We start from the raw sequence: 22872 nt of genomic DNA, 5'->3' as shown, positions 1-22872 counted from the left end.
CCTGAAAAGCTTTGTTGTACAAGGTGACTCGTGGCTCGCTCGCTGACTACCTGACTACATTACATAGCATTTCACAAAATATTCCTAAAGGAGGATCAGTGCAAAAAGGCCAGATGCGACGGCTGTAGAAAGAACCATTGCCGGGAACTCATTACGCGTTAAGCGTAGGATTTCGGGTGATCGAAATACCATTACGGTGAGGAAAAAGGCAGTAATCAGAGGGAGCGCTGGCAGATACACTCCAAGCCCCCTGGCTGCCAGAATCGAAACGATCAGGCCAATGGCTCCCATGGGTACATATATCGCACCTGATCGGCCAAAGAGGTTGTCGTTCAAATTGAATTTTGCAGCAGCCCCAGAGAGCAAGGCGATTACAATCCAGTCTGCTACCCCAAATACCGGCATCAATGCCGCCTGCCCGGGCATCGGCAGTTTAATCAGGATGAAATCAACCATGGGCGGGGGGCCGATCTGGCCGCTGCTGTAATGACTTGCCAGGCTGGAGGTGAGCTCTTTGCTGGGACCTTTGAATACGCTGTACACATCAACAAAAGACATAATCAGGCACAGGGGGACCAGTTCAGCCGGACGCTTCAGTGGAGTGGTTAGCCAGTGTCCGAATACGCAGGCAAAAAAGAGCAGGTTTGCTGTATGCAGTGCGATGATCAGATCTAATTTTTCCCCAAAGAGCAACACCGCAGCGGAACTGCCGATAAACACCAGGCCGCATGCGGCAAGAAGAACCAAGCGTTGTTGAAGGTTCTGCACTAATGCAGGTTCAATACGACGCTGGTATTGATGGGTGAGGCAGGATAGACCAAAGAGAAAGGCTACGGTGAAAAGAGAAGAAAGTGGCACGGTCCAGGCAGGTGGAACCCATACGCCTGCACCATGCATGATCAGGCTGCAGAAGATCCACACCCCGTAAAACATCAATATATTGATCATTTCGTGAGTACCACCGACTTTAAGCCATTTATATTTTAAGGTTCATTACCCATCATAATAGAGTATACCGGCTATGTCATAATTCTCCAAAACAGAACAAACGGGGGGTGTTATGATGCTGAGGACTTCCGCCATCGGGCATGGCTGGCAATTCCTAGAGTGCCGCTACGCTGACAATGACATGCAGCGTTTTTCAGCGATTGACAGGTAAGCAGAGAAGTCACCTGACAAGATTCAAAACGTATTGAGGGTATACAAGGGTAGCCTGGACACGCAAAACCACAGAGGAAAGGACAAAACATACAGCATAAAATTGTTATTTGCCCCTGCAATGATCACTCGGCAGCAGGTTTCATTACCTGGATCGCTGCCCAGAAACTGATGCTTGCGGGAAAAGCCCTGTGGTATTGGACTGCAAGCCAGGACAGTCAGTTGACCATCCCAAGCACCGCTGAGTCAAAACCTTTCATTCTCCTTGATGGGTCTGACAGGAGGTGTCTCTTCAACAGTTTCCACAAAAAGGGGGTAACGGTAACCTCCGACCATAACCTGGCTTTGAGCTATGTGGGTACTGAGTCAATGTGCATGCAGGATATCACCCGCACCGACATCGAGTTGGCACAAGATGTTGTTATCGCAGAATGCACCGTGGTTGATACGATGCGGCCGCCTCCATTTTCAGGCTACTGTTGTAGATAGGATGAACAACGCTTTCTTTTAATCGTCCTGCTGCGACTTGAAGAGGAAATATTTTTTAGCGGAGTAAGGCAAGGCGGAGATGAAAGATTTCCAATCCCCGCTGACCCCATACACAAATGGTATTATTGTGACTCGCTATAATTCAGGCATCATCTACAGGCGTCTTTTTTCTTTTCGTTTAAATAGATTGTTAACTCTCGCTGGTCTTTTTTCATCTGTTTTAACTCAACAAGGCCTTTCAGAAGCGAGGACAAAATGACAGCGTTGTGAAAATTATCGTTCAGCCGGTAGTGCATCCATTTTCCGCGCCTGGTACCTTTCACCCAGAGGGCATTCTTGAGACTGGTCAAATGTCTTGACGTGGTAGATTGGGGAAGCTGGAGAACAGCCATAATGTCACATACGCACAATTCCCCATATCGCAACAAAGCAAGGATCCTGAGCCTGTTGACATCACCTAACACTTTAACCTGTTGAGAAAATTCCTCTATTTCTTCTTCTCTGGCTTTACTCATTTAATCTCTTTCTTTCCTTGATGCTGTAGGTCGAATACTCCCAACCAACACCCCATCATATCCGGATATGTAAATATATTATTGACGATTATTAATCCATAGTGTTAGCTGATCAACATATAATCAGTAAAATCCATTTCATCCAGCCCCAGTGTTCACAATGTGGCTTGTGCAGTAAAATCGTTTGCCTTAGACAATTCAAGGAGGGGGTATGAAACTCAAGCGAAGGGAATTTCTCAAGCTATCTGTTGCTGCAGGTGCGGCCACGGCTTTTGCCGGTTGCACCAACAAAGATCCGGAACTGAGTGCATTATCACAAAGTGGCCCTGTTGGTGATGCCCCCGGGGAATGGAAACCATCCACATGTCAAGGCTGTACCACGTGGTGCCCTGTTGAAGTCTTTGTCCAGGAAGGTAGAGCCGTTAAGGTCAAGGGGAATCGATATTCTAAACAAAATGATGGTACGGTCTGCCCCAGGGGCCACTTATCTTTGCAGCAGCTCTATGATCCGGACAGAATAAAAGTACCCATGAAACGGACTAACCCCAAAAAAGGGAGAGGGGTCGACCCGCAGTTCGTTCCTATTAGCTGGGATGAAGCGCTAAATACCATTGCAGACAAAATGATGGCATTGCGTAGCGACAAAGAACCCGAAAAGTTCTGTCTGATGCGTGGTCGATACACATATCTACGCGACATCATATATGATGTCATGCCAAAGGTTTTTGGATCACCCAATAATATCTCCCATAGCTCAACATGCGCTGAAGCTGAAAAATTCGGTTCTTACTACACGGAAGGCTATTGGGCTTATAGAGATTACGATCTTTCCAATTCAAAATATATTCTCATATGGGGGTGCGACCCGGTTTCCAGTAATCGAATGGTACCGGCGACTATCCAACGCCTAGGGGATGCGCTGGACAGAGCGACCGTCGCTGCTGTTGACCCCAGGCTCACAACGAGTGCAGCAAAAGCTAATGAGTGGCTGCCATTAATACCAGGTACCGACGGTGCATTGGCTCTTGGCATCACGCATGTCATTTTAACAGAAGGAAGCTGGAACAAGGAATTTGTCGGTGACTTTGTTGACGGAATGAACCGTTTCAAGCCAGGCGTTGCAGTAAGTGAACAAGACTTTGCCGAGAAAGAAACATACGGTTTGGTAAAATGGTGGAATTTAGCAGTTAAGGATATGTCCGCCGCAAAGGCAGCCGCTATAAGCGGAGTTCCTGAAGACCAAATCATTCGAGTAGCACGAGGACTTGTTAAGGCAGCACCGAACGTCGCCGTATGGATGGGGCCTGGCGCTGCAATGCAGGCTCGAGGCGCTTATTCTGCCATGGCCGTTCATGCGTTAGGCGGAATTCTCGGGAGTATTGATAACGTAGGCGGGTCATTGCAGACAGCAAAAATCCCTGTGAATAAATTAAATACGGACATCCTTAAAAAACATCAGGATGAACTTGCTGCAAAGCATTCTAAGCTGGAGAAAATTGATCAGCGAGGCCGCCTTGAGTTGCCGGTAATTGCAAAAGGTAAATCAGGTGGCGGGGTTTCGACAAATAACGCAGCTAAGGGTATTCTTGATAAAGATCCATATGATATCAAGGTCCTTGTTGGCTACATGAACAATTTTGTCTTCTCTTGTAATGGTACGGGACTCTGGGAGGACGCATTGTCCTCTGTACCTTTCACCGTGCATCTCACGACAAATGCATCCGAATTTACAATGTTTGCCGATATTATGCTCCCCTGTACGGTCAGCAAATACGAACGATATGGTTTTGTGAAAACGAAAGCAAATCGCTACGCAGCATGCACTTTGCTCCAACCGGTTGTTGAGCCGATGTGGAATGTCATTGAGGATGAAACTGAATTCCCCTTCCTGCTTGCTGAGAAACTGAAGCAACGGGGATTTGCAAACCTCTATGATTGTCTGGTCGAGATGTATTCGGACCCTGAAACCGGAGCAAAACCAAAAAACTCCAAAGAATTTACTGTCTACGCGCTGAAGTATTACACCAAACCTCTTTGGGACGGCAAAAAAGACACCCATGGTGATCAAATTAACGGTTGGGACGATATGCTCCACAAAGGCATGTGGAACTCGGCGCCATATGCCTATAAATCCCATTGGGGCGGTAATTTTAAAACCAAGACAAACAAATTCGAATTCTACAGCGAGACCCTTAAAAATGCCCTGACCGGACATGCAGAAAAACACAATGTCAGCGTGGATACCGTCATGGGGAAGGCGAACTACACTGCCCGTGGCGAGTTAGCGTTTGTGCCGCACTATGAGCCGCCAATACGTCACGGAAGTGAAAAAGAATATCCCTTTGTTTTCATTGATTACAAGTCTCGATTAAACAGGGAAGGGAGGAGCCAGAACAGCCCATGGTATTATGAGTTTAAACATGTCGACCCAGGAGATGTAGGCGGCCAGGATACCCTGCGAATGAATCCTGCTGACGCGGCAAAACTAGGGATCAAGGATGGTGACAAGATACGCATCACCTCAAAAGGCGGCAGTGGTGAGTGTGTTGCTCGCACATGGGAGGGCGTACGTCCCGGTACAGTGAGTAAAGCATTTGGCCAAGGTCACTGGGCATATGGGAAAACTGCCACAGATGACTTTGCCAAAAGCGCAACAAGAGGCGTGAATAATAATACCATCATTCCTTGGGAACTAGAGCGCCTGTCCGGCTCTAATGCCAGAAACGGCGGACATGCAGCAGTTCGTATAGAAAAGGTTTAGAGAGGAGGGCTGAGATATGACTCAATATGGAATGTTAATTGATCTGAGAAAATGCGTTGGGTGCGGAGCCTGTGCACTTGCATGCAAAACTGAAAACAATACTGCCCTGAGAAAAAACGGACAAACATTCAACTGGGCAGATTTTCTGCATGAAACAATAGGAACCTTTCCCCACACAAAATTCAGGACCTTGCCTGTGCTATGCAACCATTGTTCAGATGCACCATGTGTTGATGCCTGTCCCGTGGAACCAAAGGCAATGTATAAAACTCCAGACGGCATAACAATGCACAACGATCACCGTTGCATAGGCTGTCGTGCCTGCCAGGAGGCTTGTCCTTATAGTATGGATGAAGTTGAAAAGGATGGATCAGCAGGCGAGTATAGCGTTATCAGCTATAATGAGGAAGGTGAACCTACCCATCCTTTTTATCTAGATTCCAAGCAGTTAATAAATGGCTGCTCTACTTCCGGTGCTGAACTTACAGCGATAACTGGCGCAAACCCACCGCATAAAACGGAATATTTTCACCCTGACTATGAGAGCGTACGGCGAGATAATGTCGTCGAAAAATGCATCCTCTGCGACCATCGCCTTAAAAACCAACAACTCCCTGCCTGTGTAGAGGCCTGCCCTTCTGGAGCACGCATTTTCGGGGACCTGGAAGATTCCACTAGTGCTGCTGCAAAACTGCTGAAAAAATACAAGGGGTTTGTTCTCAAGGAAGAAGAAGGAACACGACCCAATGTACATTATATTCGGGAATATTCTGCCAGATAACTCTACCAATAAAGTGTGGCACTTGTGATGTATACACAAGTGCCACACTTTGACCACATCTTTTTCATGCGAAGCTCCAAAGAAATATTGGACACAAGTGATTGTTTCAGACTCTTTTCAGCCTGTTTCTATGAACCGGAGAAGGACCTGTTTCTTGATGAAAATGTCTGCTTAAACCTTGCTCGTCTGTTGACCGATTCCCCGGCAGCTGCATCGGCGGCCTGTAACATGCACACAGCACTGGAAGGCGCCACTCAACATGATTTGATCTTGGATTATGCAGCGTTGTTTGTTGGTCCCTTTGAATTAATCGCAGCGCCCTACGGCTCCGTTTATCTCGAAAATACCAGGCGATTAATGGGAGACACCACTGTTGCCGTTCAGCGATTTTACAGGGATGAAGGCCTTAAAGTGGAGACAAAAGAACCCCCGGATCACGTTGCTGTAGAATTGGAATTTATGTCTTTTCTCGCCAAAAAACAGGCTGTAGCCATGGAGCAGAAAAATAAAACAGAATCAGCCAGACTCTATTCATTGCAATGTAATTTTTTTCGTTCTGTCATGAGTTGGCTACCAGTATTTTGCACAACAATTCACGGTGGAGCGCAGACTCAGTATTATCGATCACTGAGCGAATGTCTGGGCCATTTTCACACCACTTGCGAAAAAACCTATACCTCCAAGAGAAGTGACCAGTCATTACACCTGTCTGACTGATAGGAAACTTTTGTGATTTCAAATTCTTGGGAAAATACTGCCAACAAGATTGAGGTTCATCCTCAGCGCTGCTTACGTCGACGGCTTAACAGGTACTCCTGTACATTGTGTATCGACAACTGCCCTTCCCAGGCACTGAGCCTATGGGAAGGTTTTATCCATCTTGACCACTTTCAATGCACTGATTGCGGGCGCTGTGTTGCTGTTTGCCCGGGTGAAACATTTGTATCAAACCGATCAGATATTTACAGTGATATCAAAAACAAAAAGACAAGAACCCTGTTTATTTCCTGTTACCTTCAACAGCATGGAACGCATAATGAGGTGGTCGTCCCCTGTTTAGGCATTCTCTCTCCGGAAGTTATTCTCTATCTTACTGGTTCAGCATATACGACCGTCTCTTTGAACACCAGGAGTTGTGATACATGTATCAATAGGAGCGTCAAAGACGCAATGCTCAAATCAATGAACCTTTTGGTAGCTGATTTTTCCGGCTATTTGAATACCGAAATTCATATTTCTGATGAACAAACACAAAACAGCAAAATAACATCAAGGGCAAGGCGTTCATTTCTGCGCACCATGGGGAGTGGTGTTGCAGAGTTCGTTTCCACATACCTTTCAAGAAAAAGCAACCATGAAAAGGTCTCACACCATGTAGAGAAGAGACTACCTGCTAAACTATCGCTTCTTCACACCAGCCCCCTCTTTCGAGATTCAGCCATCTCTCCCCTTCTCCGCCCCCAAATGTCACTGACTGCTGCATGTACCTTCTGTCCGCAGTGCACAGGAATGTGCCCTACAGGAGCCCTGAAAAGAATACGCACCAATGGTGAAAAAAAAATATCCTTTTCACCTTTTTTGTGCTCTGAGTGCGGCCTGTGTGAAGCGTTCTGTAAAAAGGAAGCAATTACCATCTCCAAAGTGCTGAAAAAATATATTTGATTGATAGAACGAATGGGAAGGACTGTGCATATTTTTTTGCTCAGCCGTATCGATCGTGGTATACGATCACATTTTGTAAACACCAGCCGGATTGATTGAGTAACCGCTTTTATTCTCCTGTCCGGCATGGTCAGATCGTACGGTAGACCCAATACTATCACAAGATGGACGACAAAGAGAAACGGTAGGATAAACAATGGAAGCCCTGCAACGAAGATATGGTTTTTGGACGGCAACCGCCATGGTGGTCGGCATTGTCATCGGGTCCGGTGTGTTTTTCAAGGCAGACGACGTCCTCGTCGCTGCCGGTGGAAGCCTGCCGGTGGCCCTGCTGGCCTGGTTGATCGGTGGAACCATTATGGTATTTACGGCGTTTGTCTTTGCCAATATAGCCACCCGGATTGAAAGGGTAAACGGCGTGGTCGACTATTTTGAAGACGCCTATGGCCCGACCGCCGGCTATATGGTTGCCTGGTTCATGACCTTTGTTTACTATCCGACCCTGGTGGCGGTGCTGGCCTGGGTTTCTGCCAACTATAGTATCGGCCTGCTTGGCCTGGAGGGGGGCGTGTGGATTCTGGCCGTGATCTACCTGATTGGTTTCTTCTTGCTGAATTGCGCATCACCTGCGCTGGCAGGCAAGTGGCAGGTGTCTGCTACGATTATTAAACTGATCCCACTGGCAGTGGTGGCTACAGTAGGAACAGCCAGTGGGCTTATCAGCGGCCAGACCATGGAAAGCTTTGCCCACAGCGCTGACATTGTCGCCAGCAGTGGGGGCCTGGCAGTGGCAACCCTGGCAACAGCCTTTGCTTATGAGGGGTGGATTATTGCCACCTCGATTAACGCCGAATTACGGGATGCCACCAAGACCCTGCCAAAGGCGCTCGTGTTCGGAACCCTGTTAGTGGCCCTGGTGTATATGGTGTACTACCTGGGTATCTCGGGGGTCCTGTCCAACGAGGAAGTGATTGCCGCCGGTGACCAGGCGCCGGTGCAGGTACTCGGGCTGGTCTTCGGCAGATTCGGCGGCACCCTTTTATCGGTTTTTGTGGTCATCTCATGCCTGGGAACGCTCAACGGCCTGGTCATGGGTTCGGCGCGGGGCATGTTTGCCCTTGCATCCAGAGACCTGGGGCCATATCCCCATATTTTCAAGCGCGTCAATGTTTCCACCAACAGCACCGTCAACTCGGCCCTGATCGGGTGTATCATGTCGCTGTTCTGGCTACTCGTGTGGTACGGTAATTTTGCCGAATGGTGGGGCAGGGTTATGGACATCTCTGAACTGCCCATTGCCTTTCTCTACGTGATCTATCTTTTTATTTACCTTCATGTTATGCGGCGTTTTGCCGATTTGGGCCTGTTCAGCCGATTCTGCGCTCCATTATTTGCCGCAGCCGGCTCGCTCTACATTATCTGGGGAGCAATCCATAAAGAGATGTTTCTCCATTTTCTTCTGCTCACCATTATCATCCTTGTTCTCGGTTTGGCACTCAAAGGAAAACAGCAGCACCAGGTTTCCTGATCCATTCACCGTCAGCAGCAGGAAGAAAGCAGCTGGCCTATAGGTTTTGGTACAGGTGGTGAAGAAATGCCGTTCAACGGCACTGCAAGGGGAGGAAAATCGGATCCGAATTGGCCCCAGCCCTACGCACGTCCGTGCCTGAGGGGAAAGGCCACGATATGCTCCAGGGAATCATCGAGCTGAAAACGTTGACCAGCTGCTGTCTGTTCCACCGTCATGGAGCGATTTCCTACTTGGAGCATTGTTCCAGCATACACTTTGCCATGCACATCGATGGTGATCGAACCAATACCAGCAGCTTCGGCAGGCTGTGGATGCTTCGCGGCCTCACCCGACCCTGTGGCGGGTAACATTTCATTGGATCGGGAGTAGAGCCCTGTACCTGGAATAAGATTAATCCGCAGATAGCGCAACCGCATCTGTTCAATGCTGCCCTTGAGTGATCGAAGTTTCTTGGACCTGGCTACCCCGGTGTAGCCCTTAATGCGCTGCATGATCGACTCCTTATCTTCTTTCAGCCGTTGGAGCAGTTTTCTTGAGTAGGTAAGCCGTTCGGCATTTACTCCGGCAGCAATAAAGGCAGGTTCGGCGTCCGGGGCGCCGACGTCCCCAAGGGTAATGCTGCCTTCAGCCACCAGTTCGCCGCCGACAACCGCGCCATGCTCCTTGCAGCGAATAGAACCGCCTGCGTAGACCCGGCTGTAATAACACTGTTTTCGTATAACGCAGTTGCCACCGCAGTCAATCCTGCCCTGTTCGATAAAATGGATATCAACATCTCCGGTCCCGGTTATGGTGCTGGTACTGCCAGTTATGCCCCCTTTGATGACCGTGTTGGCCAGTCCGGTAACCTGCGTGGACATCACACTGCCTCGTATTTCCAGGTCGCCTCCGGCTTTGACCTGGAATCCCGGCATAATTGAACCGTGAATAACCACACTGGACCGAGATTCAATATTGCCGGTTGAATAGTCAATGTCACCCGGGATTTCGAGCTTGCTGCACACCTTGATGACATTTCTATTGACGACGGACAGCACCCCGTCGCTGGTCGCAACGACCTGCTGCCGGTCCGGCAGGTAGGTTGCATGGTCAAGCGTTTCCACCTCCATGTCCCTGCCATGTCGTTGAGCAACCCGTTCTCCCAGCACCGTCATCCCAGGGCGCCCTCGAGTAGCAGGAACCTTGGTGGCAATGACCTGGTCTTGAGCAACCGGAACCATAATTTTTCGTTCCCTGAAATCAATACTGCCATCTTTAAGCAGCTCACCGGCTATGGGACCGATTTCCAGGTGAAAAGAGAGATGGGCATTCACCCCAGGGGTCGGCTCGGTTCCACGTGCGACGACAATCTGATCAGGATCAGCGACACCGGCACGTATGCACTCCTTTGCCTTGTTGAGCTGTTTGTACATCACACCGTGGACTATCCCTTCATCAATGAGTAAACGGTAGAGATCTTCGCTGGAAACGATGGTGTAATGAAAAAGAAGGGGTTTGATGACGAGAAGGGCTTCCATCCGTTTTTTAGTGAGTCGAAAAAGCGGGTCCACCGACACATGGAGCACCTTTTCTTCGCTTTCTTCGACAGGACGGAATTCTATCCGAGGGTAACCGACGCTATTGGCAATGATCTGCGTTCCATCCTCGGAAAGGGAGACGTTGGGGCCGGTGGACACTTTCCTGCGCAAGAGTTTGCCTGTTTCCGGCAGATCAGCAGGCGAAAACTCGACCAGACTTTGCCCCTTTTTCACCAAGGCTGATACCGGCAGTTTTTCTAGAGGATAATTTTCACCAACTTTCAGATGTTTATCAGTAAAACAAATAGTTGGCTCGATATATTCTAATGGACCCGTTCGTGGCGAGATATCCACTCTTTCCATACTCCAATTGTCATGCCTGCAGAACCTGGTGTGATCCTCAGCACTGCTTGCCGAAAAAACGAAAGGCTGCTAACGCGAGGAGAAGTATACCATTTTTTTGCCAATGAAGAACCCGAGAAATACAGAGGTTGCAGATGATTACCTCGCACTGCCTGCTGAAAAACGGTTTTTAATGGAGAAGAAAGGCACCGTTGCAAACCATAAGATGCCCCCCTTTACCCATGGACACAACCAGCAAATGGTACCAGTAAAGGCCAACGACTGAAGAATAAAAGGTAAGTGGACAGTCACAACAACCCAGGGGGTAAAAAGACAACAAGTAAGGTATTACAAAAAGTTATACTTCATAGTTCATCTACACTCTACCCCTGTTCAGATCTCCTTTTCATCCAGACCAGTCACTTCCTCTGCCCCCTCGGGCAAGTGGGAAAAAAGCGCAGACCCTGGGTTAAGAACGCCTTCAAGTTTTCCTCGGGCATTAGTGAAAAAGGCGATGTCGTCCCTACCGGCTATGATTCGGTAGACCCTGGGCTCTTGGGCACCTCCCCATTGCTGCTCCATATCGTGTTGAGCCTGATTCATGCTGAGTGTCCAGCTCAGGTCTTTTTTTAAATCGTTGAGAGAGGAAGCACGATACATTGCAAATCTCTCTCTTTTTAGAGGACAAAAAGACCGTTGGGGAGTCGCCCGCAGGCTCTCCTGATCGCTCAACTGAAAGAGTTTTTCCCACGCCTGCACTCCCTGCTCCGCGCACGGAAAGAGCAGCCAGGTGTACACCTCCACCACTGCCTGTTCCAACACGCCCTGTTCGAGGAAGGCCTGTGCATTCTGGAGCAGGAAGGGCAGTTGATCATGCTCACGATTAAGCCGCCGCATAGCATCCAACGGGCTGTCCAGTTGATTGAGCCGTTCCATGGTCTTCTGGGGCAGGCAGACAGAGTGTGTAAAGCTTACTCCGTCAAAATTCCACTCACTCACGCATCATCTCCTTTTAATAGGAGCCACCCTTCAGCACCAAGGGAGGGACATCCGGTAACAAGGATCCTTCTCCTGTTTGGTCCTTTCACGAAGGATTATTCCTCTTCTGCCCGGTTGCGATTTAAGGCCCTCTCTTCAGTCCCATGCGGTGACTGCAGGTGGTCACCCGAGCGGGTTATATCACCAGGTTCCGAATCGGCACGCAGACTCAGCACATACTGGGCAATCACAAAACACAAGGAGAAGGCAATCAACACCACCAGATGCCACGGTTTGAGGCGCCTGCTCAGCGCACGCTGCTTTGGTTCTGTTTTATTCATGGCACATCCAGGTCAGGCATTCCGTATTATACTCTTCCTTTACCAACCTATTGATCCGCCAGAGGCGTACAATCGGCAAAACCATACTCATTTTCTCCTTTCCACGCACGGCATGTTTGCGCCCAATAGTTGCTTTGCACCAGCGAGGATCTTTTTTTGTTGCAACTTTTGCGCGCTTTCTCTAGTTTCTCCTCATAGAAACAAGCAGTTTTTCTGCTGGTCCGCCGACCGTTTCCCGTCAGGCCCGCCTGCTGCTCGCTGTGATGCGTATGCCACCTGTCGGTGTCCATCGTGTATCCACAATCATCATTTATTGCAGTTAAAGTGAAGGAGAGAACAATGAAAAAGGTATGCATATTCCTGATAATGTTCTGCGCATGCGCACACTTGGCAGCCGCAGAACCTGTTAAAATCGGTATGGTTACCACCCTGTCCACTAAGGCCGGATACCTGGGCGAAGATATCCGGGATGGCTTTCAACTGGCCATTGACCAGGAAAACGGTCGGTTGGGAGATATTCCTGTTACCCTCATGGTTGAAGATGACGGAAGAAAACCAGAAAAAGGCAAGCAGATCGCCGAGCGATTTATTAAAAAAGAACAGGCAAAAATACTTACCGGTATTGTTTTCTCCAACGTGGCAATGGCCGTTGTCCCCAAGGTGGTGCGCCAGGATGTAGTCTACCTGAGCACCAACGCTGCTCCTTCAAAACTGGCAGGCAAAGGCTGCAGCCCCAATTATTTCAGCGTCTCCTATCAAAACGATAACCTTGATGAGGTGGTCGGCCAGTATGTCAGTGATGCGGGCCATAAAAGCGTCTATCTTCTTGCCCCGAATTATCCTGCGGGGAAGGATCACCTGGCCGGTTTCAAACGCTATTATACAGGAGAAGTCGTGGGTGAGGTTTACACCAAGCTCGGACAGGCCGACTATGCTGCGGAGATAGCTGCGCTCAGGGCCACCAAGCCGGAGGCGGTTTTCTTTTTTCTCCCCGGCGGCATGGGCATCAATTTTCTCAAACAATATGCCCAGGCGGGCCTGAGCCAGCAGATCCCTGTTTACGGCCCGGCTTTTTCCTTTGATGAGCGTATCCTGAAAGCAGTTGGCCAGCCGGCTGTTGGAGTCAAAAACGGTTCCCAGTGGACCCATGACCTGGACAACAGGGCCAACGTTGCCTTTGTACAGGCTTACAAGGAAAAGTACGGCCGCATGCCCACCCTTTACGCTGCCCAGGGGTATGATACCGCCCGGCTCATCGGCAGTGCCCTGCAACAGGTGAACGGTAATCTCAAAGACCTGGAGGCCTTCAAGGCCGCGCTGAAAAAGGCCGATTTCGCCTCGGTCCGCGGAAATTTTCAGTTTGGGAACAACCAGCATCCGGTGCAGGACCTCTATATTCGTGAAGTCATCCAGACTGAAGACGGAACCTTCACCAACCGTACCGTGCAAAAGGTCTTTACCAATCATGTTGACGCTTACGCTGCCCAGTGCGGCATGTAACTCCCTTCCCTTTCGAGAGCCGGATACCGGTTCCGGGATGAATTATGCTCCTTGTAGTTGAACAGTTGCTCAACGGGTTCCAGCTCGGCATCACCCTCTTTCTCCTGTCCGCCGGCCTTACCCTGGTCTTCGGGATCATGCAGGTTATCAACCTTGCCCATGGCTCTTTTTATATGATCGGAGCCTATGTGGGTGCCACGGTTGCCGCTGTCACCGACTCTTTTGTCCTGGGGGTAATCGCTGCCCTGCCTGCCGCGGCTGCATGTGGAATGATCGTTGAATGGATTGTGCTGCGCAGGCTCTATCACAGGGAGCATCTCGACCAGGTGCTTGCCACCTTTGGGCTGATCATGTTCGCCAACGAACTAACCCGCATACTCTGGGGCAGGCAACCGCTGTTCATGGATGTACCTGCTTGGCTCGGCGGCAGTATCGAACTCCTTCCAGGTCTGATGTACCCGCTTTACCGAGTGGCTGTCATAGGTGTCGGCATTGCGGTTGCCATATTTTTATGGTTGCTCTTTGCCCATACCCGAATCGGCATGCAGATCCGTGCCGGGGCCGCCAATCGTGACATGATAGCGGCGCTCGGCATCAACATACGGCTGCTCTTTACGCTGGTATTCGGCCTTGGTACTGCTTTGGCAGGTTTGGCCGGGGTGATGGCCGGTCCCATACTGGCGGTGGAAGCGGGCATGGGAGAGAGTATCCTTATTCTGACCTTTGTCGTCATTGTGATCGGCGGTATCGGCTCCATCCGCGGTGCAGTGGTCGGCTCACTGCTGGTGGGCATGGTCGATACGCTCGGCAGGGCCTTTCTCCCTCCGCTTTTTCGCCTGCTGTTTGACTCGGCCACCGCTGATGGAGCAGCCGCTTCCCTTGCCTCCATGTCCATTTACATTCTGATGGCGGCTATTCTGGTCTGGAAGCCAACAGGATTATTACCTGCCCACCACTGATGAACGTTCTTTGGCGAAAATATGGATGCATTGCAGCAGGAGCGATATTCTTTGCCTGCCTGCCTCCCCTCACCCACCTGTTTGGACAGGAATATTACATTTCACTGTTTTCCCGCGCCCTGATTTACGGTCTTGCAGCGGCCAGTCTGGACCTGCTGATCGGAGTCGCCGGCTTGATCAGTCTCGGACATGCTGCCTTTGTCGGCATCGGCGCCTATGTGGTCGGGATCGGCTTTTTTCACGCTTCAGCCCTGGAGCCGATCACCACTTTTCCTCTGACCATACCGGGAACCGAAAACGGCCTCATCATCTTTCCTTTGGCCATGCTCGTCTCCGCCCTCGCCGCATTGCTTATCGGCGCATTGAGCTTACGGACAAGAGGCATGCACTTTATCATGATCACCCTGGCGTTTGCCCAGATGATCTATTACTTTTTTGTCTCGTTGGAGAAATATGGCGGCGACGACGGCCTGTCACTCTATAGCCGATCGACTGTTCCCGGAATGGACCTGGGTAACGACACCCATTTTTATTATCTCTGCTTCAGCTTCCTGGTCGTCTTCCTCTTTTTTGCAAACCGGCTCGTTCACTCTCAGTTCGGCCTGGTAATTCGCGGCTGCTGTAATAATGAACGACGCATCCGGGCGCTGGGTATTCACGCTACAGTCTACCAACTCGTTTGCTTTATCATCGCTGGTGCAGGTGCCGGACTGGCCGGTGCTCTTCTCGCAAACCAGACCGAATATGTCAGCCCAGGACTCCTCCACTGGACCCTCTCCGGCGAGCTGATGGTGATGGTTCTGCTGGGTGGACTTGGCAGTCTGTTCGGTCCGGTACTTGGGGCTACCGTGTTCCTGCTCCTTGAAGAAACGCTTGCCATGTATACAGAACATTGGATGGTATACATGGGTCCTTTTCTCATTCTGGTCGTTATGTTCGCCCAAAAAGGACTGTGGGGAGCACTGGTGAGGGAGGAATCCACCCATGGGTGAGCCACTGCTCGACATTCGCAACCTGCGTAAATCCTACGGGGCGGTGCAGGCCACCACAGATGTCAGCTTTTCCGTGGAGCAAGGGCATGTACACGCCCTGATCGGCCCCAACGGAGCAGGGAAGACAACGCTTGTGAACCAACTCGCCGGCGATATCTTACCGGACAGCGGAAGCATCTGCTATCAATCACGAGACATTACCCGTCTTCCAGCCTTTAAAAGGGCACGTCTGGGGATTGCCCGCTCTTTTCAGATTACCCATATTTTTGAAAACCTGACGGTTGCAGAAAACATGGTCCTGGCCATCAATGCCAACCGCGGCCACAATTTTCGCTTTTTTCGTAAAGCAGCCGCTGCTCAGGAGGTCAACAGGCTGCTGCCTCAGGCTCTGCAACGTGTTGATCTCGCCCAACGCTCCGAGCTGAAGGCCAGCAATCTTTCTCATGGGGAAAAACGACAGCTGGAGGTCGGCATGGCTCTGGTCGGGCGTCCCCAATTACTCATCCTCGATGAGCCTATGGCCGGCATGGGGCCTGGCGGAACAGTTGAGCTGTCCAACCTGATAGCTTCGCTGAAAGGAAAACATACCATTCTCCTGGTTGAGCATGACATGGATGTGGTCTTTGCCCTCGCTGACCGGGTGACGGTCCTGGTCTATGGTGAGCACATCCTCACTGGCGACCCTGCAACCGTCAGAGCTGACAAAAAAGTCCAGCAGGCCTACCTCGGGGAGGGGCACCATGTTGAAGGTTGAGGGGATTACCGCCTTCTACGGTGAGAGTCAGGCCTTATTCGGGGTGTCTCTGGAGGTAGGTGAGGCGGAAGTGGTCACGCTGCTCGGCCGCAACGGCATGGGTAAAAGCACCACCATTAAATCCATTATGGGCTTACTCCCTCCACGTAAAGGATCCATCACGCTGAATGAACAGGCGCTACACGACAAGCCAAGTTTTCGCATCGCCCGCCAGGGGTTGGGCCTGGTGCCAGAGGGAAGACAGATTTTTCCCAACCTGACGGTTCGCGAAAATCTGGTGGCTACTGCCGCCAACTATACCCGTTCCACAGAGCCGTATACGGTTGAGGACATCCTCGTCATCTTTCCCCGATTGGGAGAACGGTTGGGGCATTACGGCAACCAACTCTCCGGCGGCGAGCAGCAGATGCTTGCCATCGGCAGAGCGTTGATGATCAACCCCCGGCTGCTCATTCTGGATGAAGCCACGGAAGGTTTGGCCCCCCTGGTTCGTCAGGAGATATGGCGAGGCCTGGGTATCCTGAAGGCAAAAGGCCTGGCGATTTTGATTGTGGATAAAAATATCCAGGCCCTGCTACAGATTGCCGAACGTCATTATATCATGGAAAAAGGCAAGATAGCGTGGAGGGGCAGCACAGCGGAACTTGCTGCCGCGCCACAGCTGCAGAAACGCTACCTGGGAATATAAGAGGGGTCTTCCGCACCAATGTTGCAGGGTGCAAGAGAACTCGTCCGGGCATGGCCGTCCTTTACCGATTGCAGCGGTGCACTTTTTTTCGCTCAGCACTACGCTTTTTCCTCTCCAGAAACACTAGGAGGCGTACGACTGTACTCCACGCCGATTCCCTGTAATGCGTCTTTGCCACGGATAGTCAAATCGGACACAAAATGAAACTGCTCCCCCGGATCGATCGGATACGCCTTGAGCCGGTAATGGGTTGCCCACGGTCTTTCCTTTACAATGACACGGACCGGCTGCTCAAGTTGGAGAAATGGGCTGGTAAGTGCAACATCATAAAGTATTTGCCTGACCTGATCGCCATTATGGCAAGGATGAAGATAAAAATCGGCGGCACACTGAAGATTACGGCTGCCGTCATTGGCGTTGAAAACAAGTTCATTCCAGACTTTCAGGTGGGGAATAACCACCACTGTATCATCAGGAGTGATTATTTCCGTGCTCCGCATATTGATAGATCGAACTTCCCCGTAGGCGCCATTGATTTCAACCCAGTCGCCGGGCCGAAACGGAGCTTCATACAAGATGACCACCCCTGCCAGCAGGCTGCTCACATAATCTTTAAAAGCAAAGCCCAATGCCAGGCCCAAAGCTCCCAGCAGGACCATCAGGTTTTCCACTGTGGGCTCGATAATCGAGCTGATAAACAGGAGCAGGGCACTCAGGATAATGAGGAGCCGAAAAACAGGGATCGCAGAAAGAAGATAATAGCGGTAATGACCGTCTATCTTGGCGGCAAGCCACGAGAGCGCGCGCGATGAGCCGACAATCAGCAGCCATGTACCGGCTACGATCAATCCCATTTGAAGAAAGTCAACGTCCAGTAACGCCTGCAGTATTTCAGTTGCAGCAACAGAGTTGTTCATCGATTTCTCCTAAAATTGATCCACCAGGTACCTTCTGCTCTGCAGAAACTGGCGCACTGCCGGATACCCTTGCGGTGCAATCTGCCAATCTGAGCCCTCCCCCTCGCCTACCAGCTCCGATGCCTCCAGGCGATAGAGAGCCTCCGTGACCTGCTTGTGCGTTAATGGCATCATGGTATGCAGCAACTCCAGGGGCAACCCGTTATGCAGAAGGAGCGTCTGAAGAACAAAGGCCTCATCACGCCCAGCGCCTGAGGGAAGAGCAGGAAGCGTGACCTGTTCCCAGGGGAGAATCCACACCGTTTGCTCAGGAATATTATATGACTGCTCGCCGTCATCTGATCCACCTGGCTGCTCTTCCGGTTCAGCCTGCATACTGGTACGCCAAACCGCCTGTGCGACACCGTATATCCCCCGGCTGTAAGCAGCCACTATCTGCAGGAAATTACTCCTCCCTTCAGTAGCCTCGATCTCACCCGGCGGGAAAATATACTGCCCGCTATCTGACTGTCGAAATAACAGCCGATCCTCAGTCGAAGCATTGAACTGCCCGTAAAAATGATTGCTCAACCGGGATGCATCAGCGGCCTGGAGAGTGAGCATCGCCGGGGCGGGACCTGGCCAAACGTGTTGCAGAAAAGCCCATGCCCAGCTGTCGCAGCCGATAATGCCTTTGCCCATCTTCCCGGTGCATACATGATCAATAAATCGGCGAAAGAGCTGCAGCCCTTCTACATGGCGCAGATACACTTTTTCCAGATTCGGTAAAACCCAGAGAGCACCTTGAGCAGGCAAGGTTGCAAGCCAGGTGCCCTGCCCCTCGAGCACTTGGGAGGGAGCTGGACAGGGCAGTATTGGCAAGGAGTGCATTTCCGCCCAGGCTTCAAGCGCGTCTCGGTTGCCGCTGAATGGCGCACCGATGATAATCATCACCGGTGCCTGCCTGCTGTCCTTTTCCAGCCATTCAACTAATGCAGCATCCAGTGCTGCGGCCGCAACCGGCCAATCTGGAGGGGAGACGATCTTTTCCAGCCGGCTGCCAGGTATTGCCGATAGCTTGTCCTGGGCTTTTACAGGGGCATTGGATTGAGGGGCGGCACGATGAAACAGGCGACGAAACGTGGCAAATCGTTCCCGGGCACTATGGGTCACCGGTGGGGTCGGCAGTGCGTAAGCAGAGGGTGAAACAAATTCCCAAGGGGAAAGATCAGTTCCGGCTGTGACACGAGGTGAAGACATGGTCGGTTCCTCTGGTCTCTGGATATTTATTCAACAACTGCCGTAGCCACCGCCTCCAGGCGTTTTAATAACAAACACATCGCCGGGAGATACAGCAATTTCATCGTTACCGGCGAGTTGCACAAGAGCACCGTTGGCACGTATAACACTGTTTTCCCCTGTTTTTCCATCCTCGCCCCCTTCCAAACCATATGGTGCCGTTTCCCGATGGGAAGAAAGGATCGTCGCCGTCATCGGCTCAAGGAAGCGGATACGCCGTTCCACCCCGTCCCCGCCTGAAAAATACCCTCTGCCTCCGGAGTCGCGACGAATGGAAAAAGCGTCGACTCGAACCGGAAAGCGCCATTCAACCACCTCGGGGTCGGTCATCCTGGTATTGGTCATATGGCTGTGGACGGCACTTGTGCCCGGATGGTCCGGACCGGCACCAGTACCGCCGCAAATGGTCTCATAGTTTTGATGGGTGGTATTGCCATAGACGAAGTTATTCATTGTCCCCTGGGATGAAGCTAATACCCCGAGGGCTCCGAACAGGGCATCTGTAATGGCCTGGGAAACTTCAGTATTGCCGGAAATAACGGCAGCCGGATACCGGGGACTGATCATGGTTCCTGGAGGGATCACCAATTGCAATGGCTTCATGCACCCCTGGTTAAGGGGGATGTTGTCGGCAACCAGGGTTCGAAAGACATAGAGCACGGCAGCCTTGCAGACCGATGTCGGAGCATTGTAGTTACCTCGATCCTGAGGAGAGGTCCCGGTGAAATCAATGGTTGCCTGACGCAGCGTCCGGTCAACGGTGATGCTCACCTTGATTCGTCGTCCCTGGTCCATGGGATAGGAAAAGCTGCAATCGTCCAATACATCCAGGACCCTTCGTACGGACTCTTCGGCGTTATTCTGCACATGCTGCATATAGCCCTGCACCACCTCCAACCCGAAAGTATCCACCATCTTGCGCAATTCATGCAGGCCAGTCTCATTGGCAGCCACCTGAGCGGTGAGGTCGGCAATATTCTGGTCAATATTTCTGCAGGGATAGGGCCCGGAAGCGAGCAACTCCCGTACGGCTTCTTCCCGAAAAGTTCCTTGCTCTACCAACAGAAAATTATCGATCAGTACCCCTTCCTCCTCGATTTGTGTACTGTCAGGAGGTGAAGACCCTGGTGTCTTCCCCCCGATATCGGCGTGATGCCCCCTGGAGGCAACATAGAAGAGGAGGCGTGAACCATCTTCTGCAAAGACCGGGGTGATGACCGTGACATCGGGGAGATGGGTGCCGCCGTTGTAGGGCGCGTTTAGCATGTAGACGTTTCCTGGCACCATGGTTTCCCGGTTTTCCCGGATTATGGCGTGGATGGATTCACTCATGGATCCTAAATGGACCGGCACATGGGGTGCATTGGCAACCAGGTTGCCCTGCTGATCGAACAAGGCACAGGAAAAATCCAGCCGTTCCTTGATATTGACCGAGTAGGCTGTATTGGCAAGGGTTGCCCCCATCTGCTCGGCTATGGACATGAACAGGTTATTGAAGACTTCAAGCAGCACCGGGTCAGCGGTCGTACCGACGGCATGCTGGCGTTGTTTTTCCGTATAGCGATGCAGAAGGAGGTGGTCGTATTCATCAATTTCAGCCCTCCATCCTTGTTCCACAATCACTGTCCCTGTTTGCTCGACAATAATTGCCGGACCTCGCACTTCCTGTCCCGGCTCGAGTTGATTGCGTCTGAACAGCGGCACCCGCCTGGAGGTCGTTTCGCACACCATCTCTACATGGTCATCGGCAATCGGCGGCGGTGGTGGAAAAAGCCTGGTCTTTCGGCTGCCGACATCCACCGAACCGCTCGTCCCGACTGCTTCTACAGAAAGGGCCTCGGCGATCAGTTTCCGGTCACGGGCAATAAAGCCGAAACGCTGCTGGTGAGCGGCCTCAAAATCGAGCTGCATGGTGTTTTGGTCTGTATAGTCAAGGAGCAGGGCAGTATCCGTCCCCTCATATCGAAGATGCACCTTGCAGAGCAGATGAATCTGGGCAGGGGCTACCCCCTGGCGTTCCACCTCCTGTTTCGCCTGACGACTCAGGGTGGCAGCACTTTTTTCGATCACCTCAGGTGCATGCCGATCAAAGGGTATTTCCAACTGGTGTTCCTTCAAAGCCCGAATGTCGGCCAAGCCCATCCCATAGGCGGATAGCACCCCGGCATACGGATGCAGAAAAACGGTTTTCATGCCGAGCACATCGGCAACCATACAGGCATGCTGTCCTCCTGCCCCGCCAAAGCAGTTCAAGGCATATTCGGTAACATCGTAGCCTCGCTGCACGGATATCTTTTTTATGGCATTGGCCATATTTTCCACAGCGATCCGCAAAAAGCCGCTAGCCACCGCTTCAGGCTCCTGCAGGGGGGAGCCGGTCGCCTCGGCAATGGTGTCTGCAAGAGCACAAAAGGCTTCACGCACTAATTGGTCATCAAGAGGCTGTTCGGAGTCGGGCCCGAAAACATGGGGAAAATACCGGGGTTGGATTCTGCCAAGCATGACATTGCAGTCGGTAACCGTCAACGGGCCGCCTCTTCTGTAACATGCCGGTCCCGGGTTAGCTCCGGCAGACTGCGGCCCCACACGGTAGCGGGTACCATCAAAGGTTAGGATCGACCCGCCACCGGCGGCCACCGTATGGATATGCATCATTGGCGCTCGCATGCGGACTCCGGCAACCACGGTTTCAAAGCTTCGCTCATATTCACCGTCATAGTGGGCAACGTCGGTGGAGGTCCCGCCCATATCAAAACCAATGAGCCGGGTAAGCCCCGCGCGTTCGGCAGTCTTCACCATGCCCACCACCCCGCCGGCAGGACCGGAGAGAATCGCATCTTTGCCTTGAAAAAGGTGAGCATCTGTAAGCCCGCCGTTGGATTGCATAAACATCAATCGTGGACCACCCGCATGAAAAGCGCCCAGCTGGTCGGCAACCTGGTTGACATAGCGTCGGAGGATAGGTGACAGGTAGGCATCGACAACCGTGGTATCGCCGCGCGAAACCAGCTTCATCAGCGGGCTGACCCTGTGGCTGACAGATATCTGCGTAAAACCGATCTCCTTGGCTATCTCCTGCAGGGCCTCTTCATGCTGCGAATAGCGGTATCCGTGCATGCAGACAATGGCAACAGCACGTATGCCGTCGTAATAGGCAACCTCCATTTTGCGGCGGGCATCCTCTGCAGCAAGCGGGGTAATGATTTCACCGGAGGCGCTGATACGTTCCTCTACTTCAATTACCTGTTCATAGAGCATTTCCGGTAACTGAACATGGAGGGCAAACAGATCGGGACGATTCTGATACCCAATACGCAGCGCATCGCCAAATCCAGCGGTAATGACCAGGAGGGTGCGATCACCTTTGCGTTCAAGCAGGGCATTGGTGGCAACGGTGGTGCCCATCTTAACCGACTCCAGCGCATATGCCGGAAGCGATTGCCCGTTTTTGAGTCCCAGAATGTCCCGGATGCCCTGCACGGCTGCATCCTGATACTGTTCCGGGTTTTCTGAAAGCAATTTATGGGTGTGCACGGCACCATCGGGCGCCTGGGCAACAATATCAGTGAAGGTCCCTCCCCGATCAATCCATACCTGCCATTGTTCCATACCTTTCCCCGCTTATTTCATCTGCACAGGTTCTGTCCTGATCTCTATTCTTCGGTAGACGCTTCTTGCACTATACTGAGGTGGAGTTCCACAGTATCCT

The 22872-nt window shown here is 51.5% G+C and carries 20 protein-coding genes and 1 pseudogene; 12 read left to right on the top strand and 9 right to left on the bottom strand.

From position 1 onward, the window contains the following. Positions 1 to 84 precede the first annotated feature (84 nt). Entirely contained in the window at positions 85 to 948 is an 864-nt protein-coding gene (locus ACZ52Z_RS03190; RefSeq protein ID WP_464269317.1) for a hypothetical protein, read from the bottom strand. Positions 949 to 1248: 300 nt separating this feature from the next. Here ACZ52Z_RS03190 and ACZ52Z_RS03185 point away from each other — a divergent pair, with 300 nt between their 5' ends. Continuing rightward, the gene (locus ACZ52Z_RS03185) at positions 1249 to 1647 is read left to right on the top strand and encodes a putative zinc-binding protein (RefSeq protein WP_464270747.1); all 399 of its coding nucleotides are present in this window, start codon (positions 1249 to 1251) and stop codon (positions 1645 to 1647) included. Between the two features lie 149 nt (positions 1648 to 1796). Here the strand turns inward: ACZ52Z_RS03185 and ACZ52Z_RS03180 are convergent, their stop codons facing one another. Further along, positions 1797 to 2162 (bottom strand): ArsR/SmtB family transcription factor, encoded by a 366-nt coding sequence (locus ACZ52Z_RS03180; protein ID WP_464269316.1) that lies wholly within the window; start codon positions 2160 to 2162, stop codon positions 1797 to 1799. 211 nt (positions 2163 to 2373) lie between these two features. Between ACZ52Z_RS03180 and ACZ52Z_RS03175 the strand changes: the two genes are divergently transcribed. The 6 genes and pseudogenes from ACZ52Z_RS03175 (at position 2374) to ACZ52Z_RS03150 (ending at position 8894) form a co-directional block, all read left to right on the top strand. Further along, positions 2374 to 4923, top strand: coding sequence for a molybdopterin-dependent oxidoreductase (locus ACZ52Z_RS03175; RefSeq protein WP_464269315.1), 2550 nt, complete (start codon positions 2374 to 2376; stop codon positions 4921 to 4923). A 16-nt stretch (positions 4924 to 4939) separates the two neighbouring features. Further along, entirely contained in the window at positions 4940 to 5704 is a 765-nt protein-coding gene (locus ACZ52Z_RS03170) for a 4Fe-4S dicluster domain-containing protein (RefSeq protein ID WP_464269314.1), read from the top strand. 66 nt (positions 5705 to 5770) lie between these two features. Further along, positions 5771 to 6421 (top strand): TorD/DmsD family molecular chaperone, encoded by a 651-nt coding sequence (locus ACZ52Z_RS03165; protein WP_464269313.1) that lies wholly within the window; start codon positions 5771 to 5773, stop codon positions 6419 to 6421. A gap of 12 nt (positions 6422 to 6433) precedes the next feature. Continuing rightward, positions 6434 to 6622 (top strand): annotated as a pseudogene (locus ACZ52Z_RS03160) (hypothetical protein); the annotation flags it as partial. 252 nt (positions 6623 to 6874) lie between these two features. Continuing rightward, the gene (locus tag ACZ52Z_RS03155; protein ID WP_464270836.1) at positions 6875 to 7366 is read left to right on the top strand and encodes a 4Fe-4S dicluster domain-containing protein; all 492 of its coding nucleotides are present in this window, start codon (positions 6875 to 6877) and stop codon (positions 7364 to 7366) included. 196 nt (positions 7367 to 7562) lie between these two features. Next, positions 7563 to 8894, top strand: a complete 1332-nt coding sequence (locus tag ACZ52Z_RS03150) for an APC family permease (RefSeq protein WP_464269312.1) — start codon at positions 7563 to 7565, stop codon at positions 8892 to 8894. Positions 8895 to 9016: 122 nt separating this feature from the next. Here ACZ52Z_RS03150 and ACZ52Z_RS03145 read toward each other — a convergent pair whose 3' ends face one another. The 4 genes from ACZ52Z_RS03145 to ACZ52Z_RS03130 all read right to left on the bottom strand — a co-directional run bounded on the left by ACZ52Z_RS03145 (position 9017) and on the right by ACZ52Z_RS03130 (position 12431). Continuing rightward, positions 9017 to 10777 carry a DUF342 domain-containing protein gene (locus ACZ52Z_RS03145; RefSeq protein WP_464269311.1) on the bottom strand — a complete coding sequence of 587 codons (1761 nt, stop codon included), beginning with the start codon at positions 10775 to 10777 and terminating at the stop codon, positions 9017 to 9019. Between the two features lie 372 nt (positions 10778 to 11149). Further along, positions 11150 to 11755, bottom strand: coding sequence for a hypothetical protein (locus ACZ52Z_RS03140; protein WP_464269310.1), 606 nt, complete (start codon positions 11753 to 11755; stop codon positions 11150 to 11152). A gap of 95 nt (positions 11756 to 11850) precedes the next feature. Beyond that, positions 11851 to 12075 (bottom strand): hypothetical protein, encoded by a 225-nt coding sequence (locus ACZ52Z_RS03135; protein WP_464269309.1) that lies wholly within the window; start codon positions 12073 to 12075, stop codon positions 11851 to 11853. 47 nt (positions 12076 to 12122) lie between these two features. Beyond that, positions 12123 to 12431: a hypothetical protein gene (locus ACZ52Z_RS03130; RefSeq protein WP_464269308.1), complete on the bottom strand. Its 309-nt coding sequence runs from the start codon at positions 12429 to 12431 to the stop codon at positions 12123 to 12125. Here ACZ52Z_RS03130 and ACZ52Z_RS03125 point away from each other — a divergent pair. Genes ACZ52Z_RS03125 through ACZ52Z_RS03105 form a run of 5 tightly spaced genes read left to right on the top strand, consistent with a single transcriptional unit; the run spans position 12415 to position 16968 of the window. After that, positions 12415 to 13575: an ABC transporter substrate-binding protein gene (locus tag ACZ52Z_RS03125; protein WP_464269307.1), complete on the top strand. Its 1161-nt coding sequence runs from the start codon at positions 12415 to 12417 to the stop codon at positions 13573 to 13575. The genes ACZ52Z_RS03130 and ACZ52Z_RS03125 overlap by 17 nt on opposite strands. Before the next feature lie 44 nt (positions 13576 to 13619). Further along, entirely contained in the window at positions 13620 to 14534 is a 915-nt protein-coding gene (locus ACZ52Z_RS03120) for a branched-chain amino acid ABC transporter permease (protein ID WP_464269306.1), read from the top strand. Continuing rightward, the gene (locus ACZ52Z_RS03115; protein ID WP_464269305.1) at positions 14534 to 15526 is read left to right on the top strand and encodes a branched-chain amino acid ABC transporter permease; all 993 of its coding nucleotides are present in this window, start codon (positions 14534 to 14536) and stop codon (positions 15524 to 15526) included. The genes ACZ52Z_RS03120 and ACZ52Z_RS03115 overlap by 1 nt, the downstream gene beginning before the upstream one ends. Beyond that, on the top strand, positions 15519 to 16280 hold the full coding sequence (locus ACZ52Z_RS03110) for an ABC transporter ATP-binding protein (RefSeq protein ID WP_464269304.1): 762 nt from the start codon (positions 15519 to 15521) through the stop codon (positions 16278 to 16280). Before ACZ52Z_RS03115 ends, ACZ52Z_RS03110 begins: the two co-directional genes overlap by 8 nt. Next, a complete protein-coding gene (locus tag ACZ52Z_RS03105) occupies positions 16267 to 16968 on the top strand; it encodes an ABC transporter ATP-binding protein (protein ID WP_464269303.1) in 702 nt (233 codons plus the stop codon). Before ACZ52Z_RS03110 ends, ACZ52Z_RS03105 begins: the two co-directional genes overlap by 14 nt. Before the next feature lie 98 nt (positions 16969 to 17066). Here ACZ52Z_RS03105 and ACZ52Z_RS03100 read toward each other — a convergent pair whose 3' ends face one another. Genes ACZ52Z_RS03100 through ACZ52Z_RS03090 form a run of 3 tightly spaced genes read right to left on the bottom strand, consistent with a single transcriptional unit; the run spans position 17067 to position 22772 of the window. Continuing rightward, complete coding sequence (locus tag ACZ52Z_RS03100; protein WP_464269302.1) at positions 17067 to 17885, bottom strand: mechanosensitive ion channel domain-containing protein; 819 nt, start codon at positions 17883 to 17885, stop codon at positions 17067 to 17069. Between the two features lie 9 nt (positions 17886 to 17894). Beyond that, a complete protein-coding gene (locus ACZ52Z_RS03095) occupies positions 17895 to 19124 on the bottom strand; it encodes a hypothetical protein (protein ID WP_464269301.1) in 1230 nt (409 codons plus the stop codon). A gap of 30 nt (positions 19125 to 19154) precedes the next feature. Continuing rightward, the gene (locus ACZ52Z_RS03090; RefSeq protein WP_464269300.1) at positions 19155 to 22772 is read right to left on the bottom strand and encodes a hydantoinase B/oxoprolinase family protein; all 3618 of its coding nucleotides are present in this window, start codon (positions 22770 to 22772) and stop codon (positions 19155 to 19157) included. Positions 22773 to 22872: the final 100 nt, after the last annotated feature.

Source organism: Desulfogranum aggregans (assembly GCF_055398265.1).
The sequence above is the reverse complement of the archived record's forward strand: the minus strand, read 5'-3'. Positions and strand labels throughout refer to the sequence as shown.

Bases quoted from the DNA above. Each gene is read 5' to 3' on its own strand.
- ACZ52Z_RS03100 (WP_464269302.1), bottom strand. From the start codon at position 17,885: ATGAACAACTCTGTTGCTGCAACTGAAATACTGCAGGCGTTACTGGAC.
- ACZ52Z_RS03105 (WP_464269303.1), top strand. From the start codon at position 16,267: ATGTTGAAGGTTGAGGGGATTACCGCCTTCTACGGTGAGAGTCAGGCC.
- ACZ52Z_RS03090 (WP_464269300.1), bottom strand. From the start codon at position 22,772: ATGGAACAATGGCAGGTATGGATTGATCGGGGAGGGACCTTCACTGAT.
- ACZ52Z_RS03120 (WP_464269306.1), top strand. From the start codon at position 13,620: ATGCTCCTTGTAGTTGAACAGTTGCTCAACGGGTTCCAGCTCGGCATC.
- ACZ52Z_RS03135 (WP_464269309.1), bottom strand. From the start codon at position 12,075: ATGAATAAAACAGAACCAAAGCAGCGTGCGCTGAGCAGGCGCCTCAAA.
- ACZ52Z_RS03175 (WP_464269315.1), top strand. From the start codon at position 2,374: ATGAAACTCAAGCGAAGGGAATTTCTCAAGCTATCTGTTGCTGCAGGT.
- ACZ52Z_RS03130 (WP_464269308.1), bottom strand. From the start codon at position 12,431: ATGCATACCTTTTTCATTGTTCTCTCCTTCACTTTAACTGCAATAAAT.
- ACZ52Z_RS03180 (WP_464269316.1), bottom strand. From the start codon at position 2,162: ATGAGTAAAGCCAGAGAAGAAGAAATAGAGGAATTTTCTCAACAGGTT.
- ACZ52Z_RS03110 (WP_464269304.1), top strand. From the start codon at position 15,519: ATGGGTGAGCCACTGCTCGACATTCGCAACCTGCGTAAATCCTACGGG.
- ACZ52Z_RS03115 (WP_464269305.1), top strand. From the start codon at position 14,534: ATGAACGTTCTTTGGCGAAAATATGGATGCATTGCAGCAGGAGCGATA.
- ACZ52Z_RS03165 (WP_464269313.1), top strand. From the start codon at position 5,771: ATGCGAAGCTCCAAAGAAATATTGGACACAAGTGATTGTTTCAGACTC.
- ACZ52Z_RS03145 (WP_464269311.1), bottom strand. From the start codon at position 10,777: ATGGAAAGAGTGGATATCTCGCCACGAACGGGTCCATTAGAATATATC.
- ACZ52Z_RS03155 (WP_464270836.1), top strand. From the start codon at position 6,875: ATGCTCAAATCAATGAACCTTTTGGTAGCTGATTTTTCCGGCTATTTG.
- ACZ52Z_RS03150 (WP_464269312.1), top strand. From the start codon at position 7,563: ATGGAAGCCCTGCAACGAAGATATGGTTTTTGGACGGCAACCGCCATG.
- ACZ52Z_RS03095 (WP_464269301.1), bottom strand. From the start codon at position 19,124: ATGTCTTCACCTCGTGTCACAGCCGGAACTGATCTTTCCCCTTGGGAA.
- ACZ52Z_RS03190 (WP_464269317.1), bottom strand. From the start codon at position 948: ATGATCAATATATTGATGTTTTACGGGGTGTGGATCTTCTGCAGCCTG.
- ACZ52Z_RS03125 (WP_464269307.1), top strand. From the start codon at position 12,415: ATGAAAAAGGTATGCATATTCCTGATAATGTTCTGCGCATGCGCACAC.
- ACZ52Z_RS03170 (WP_464269314.1), top strand. From the start codon at position 4,940: ATGACTCAATATGGAATGTTAATTGATCTGAGAAAATGCGTTGGGTGC.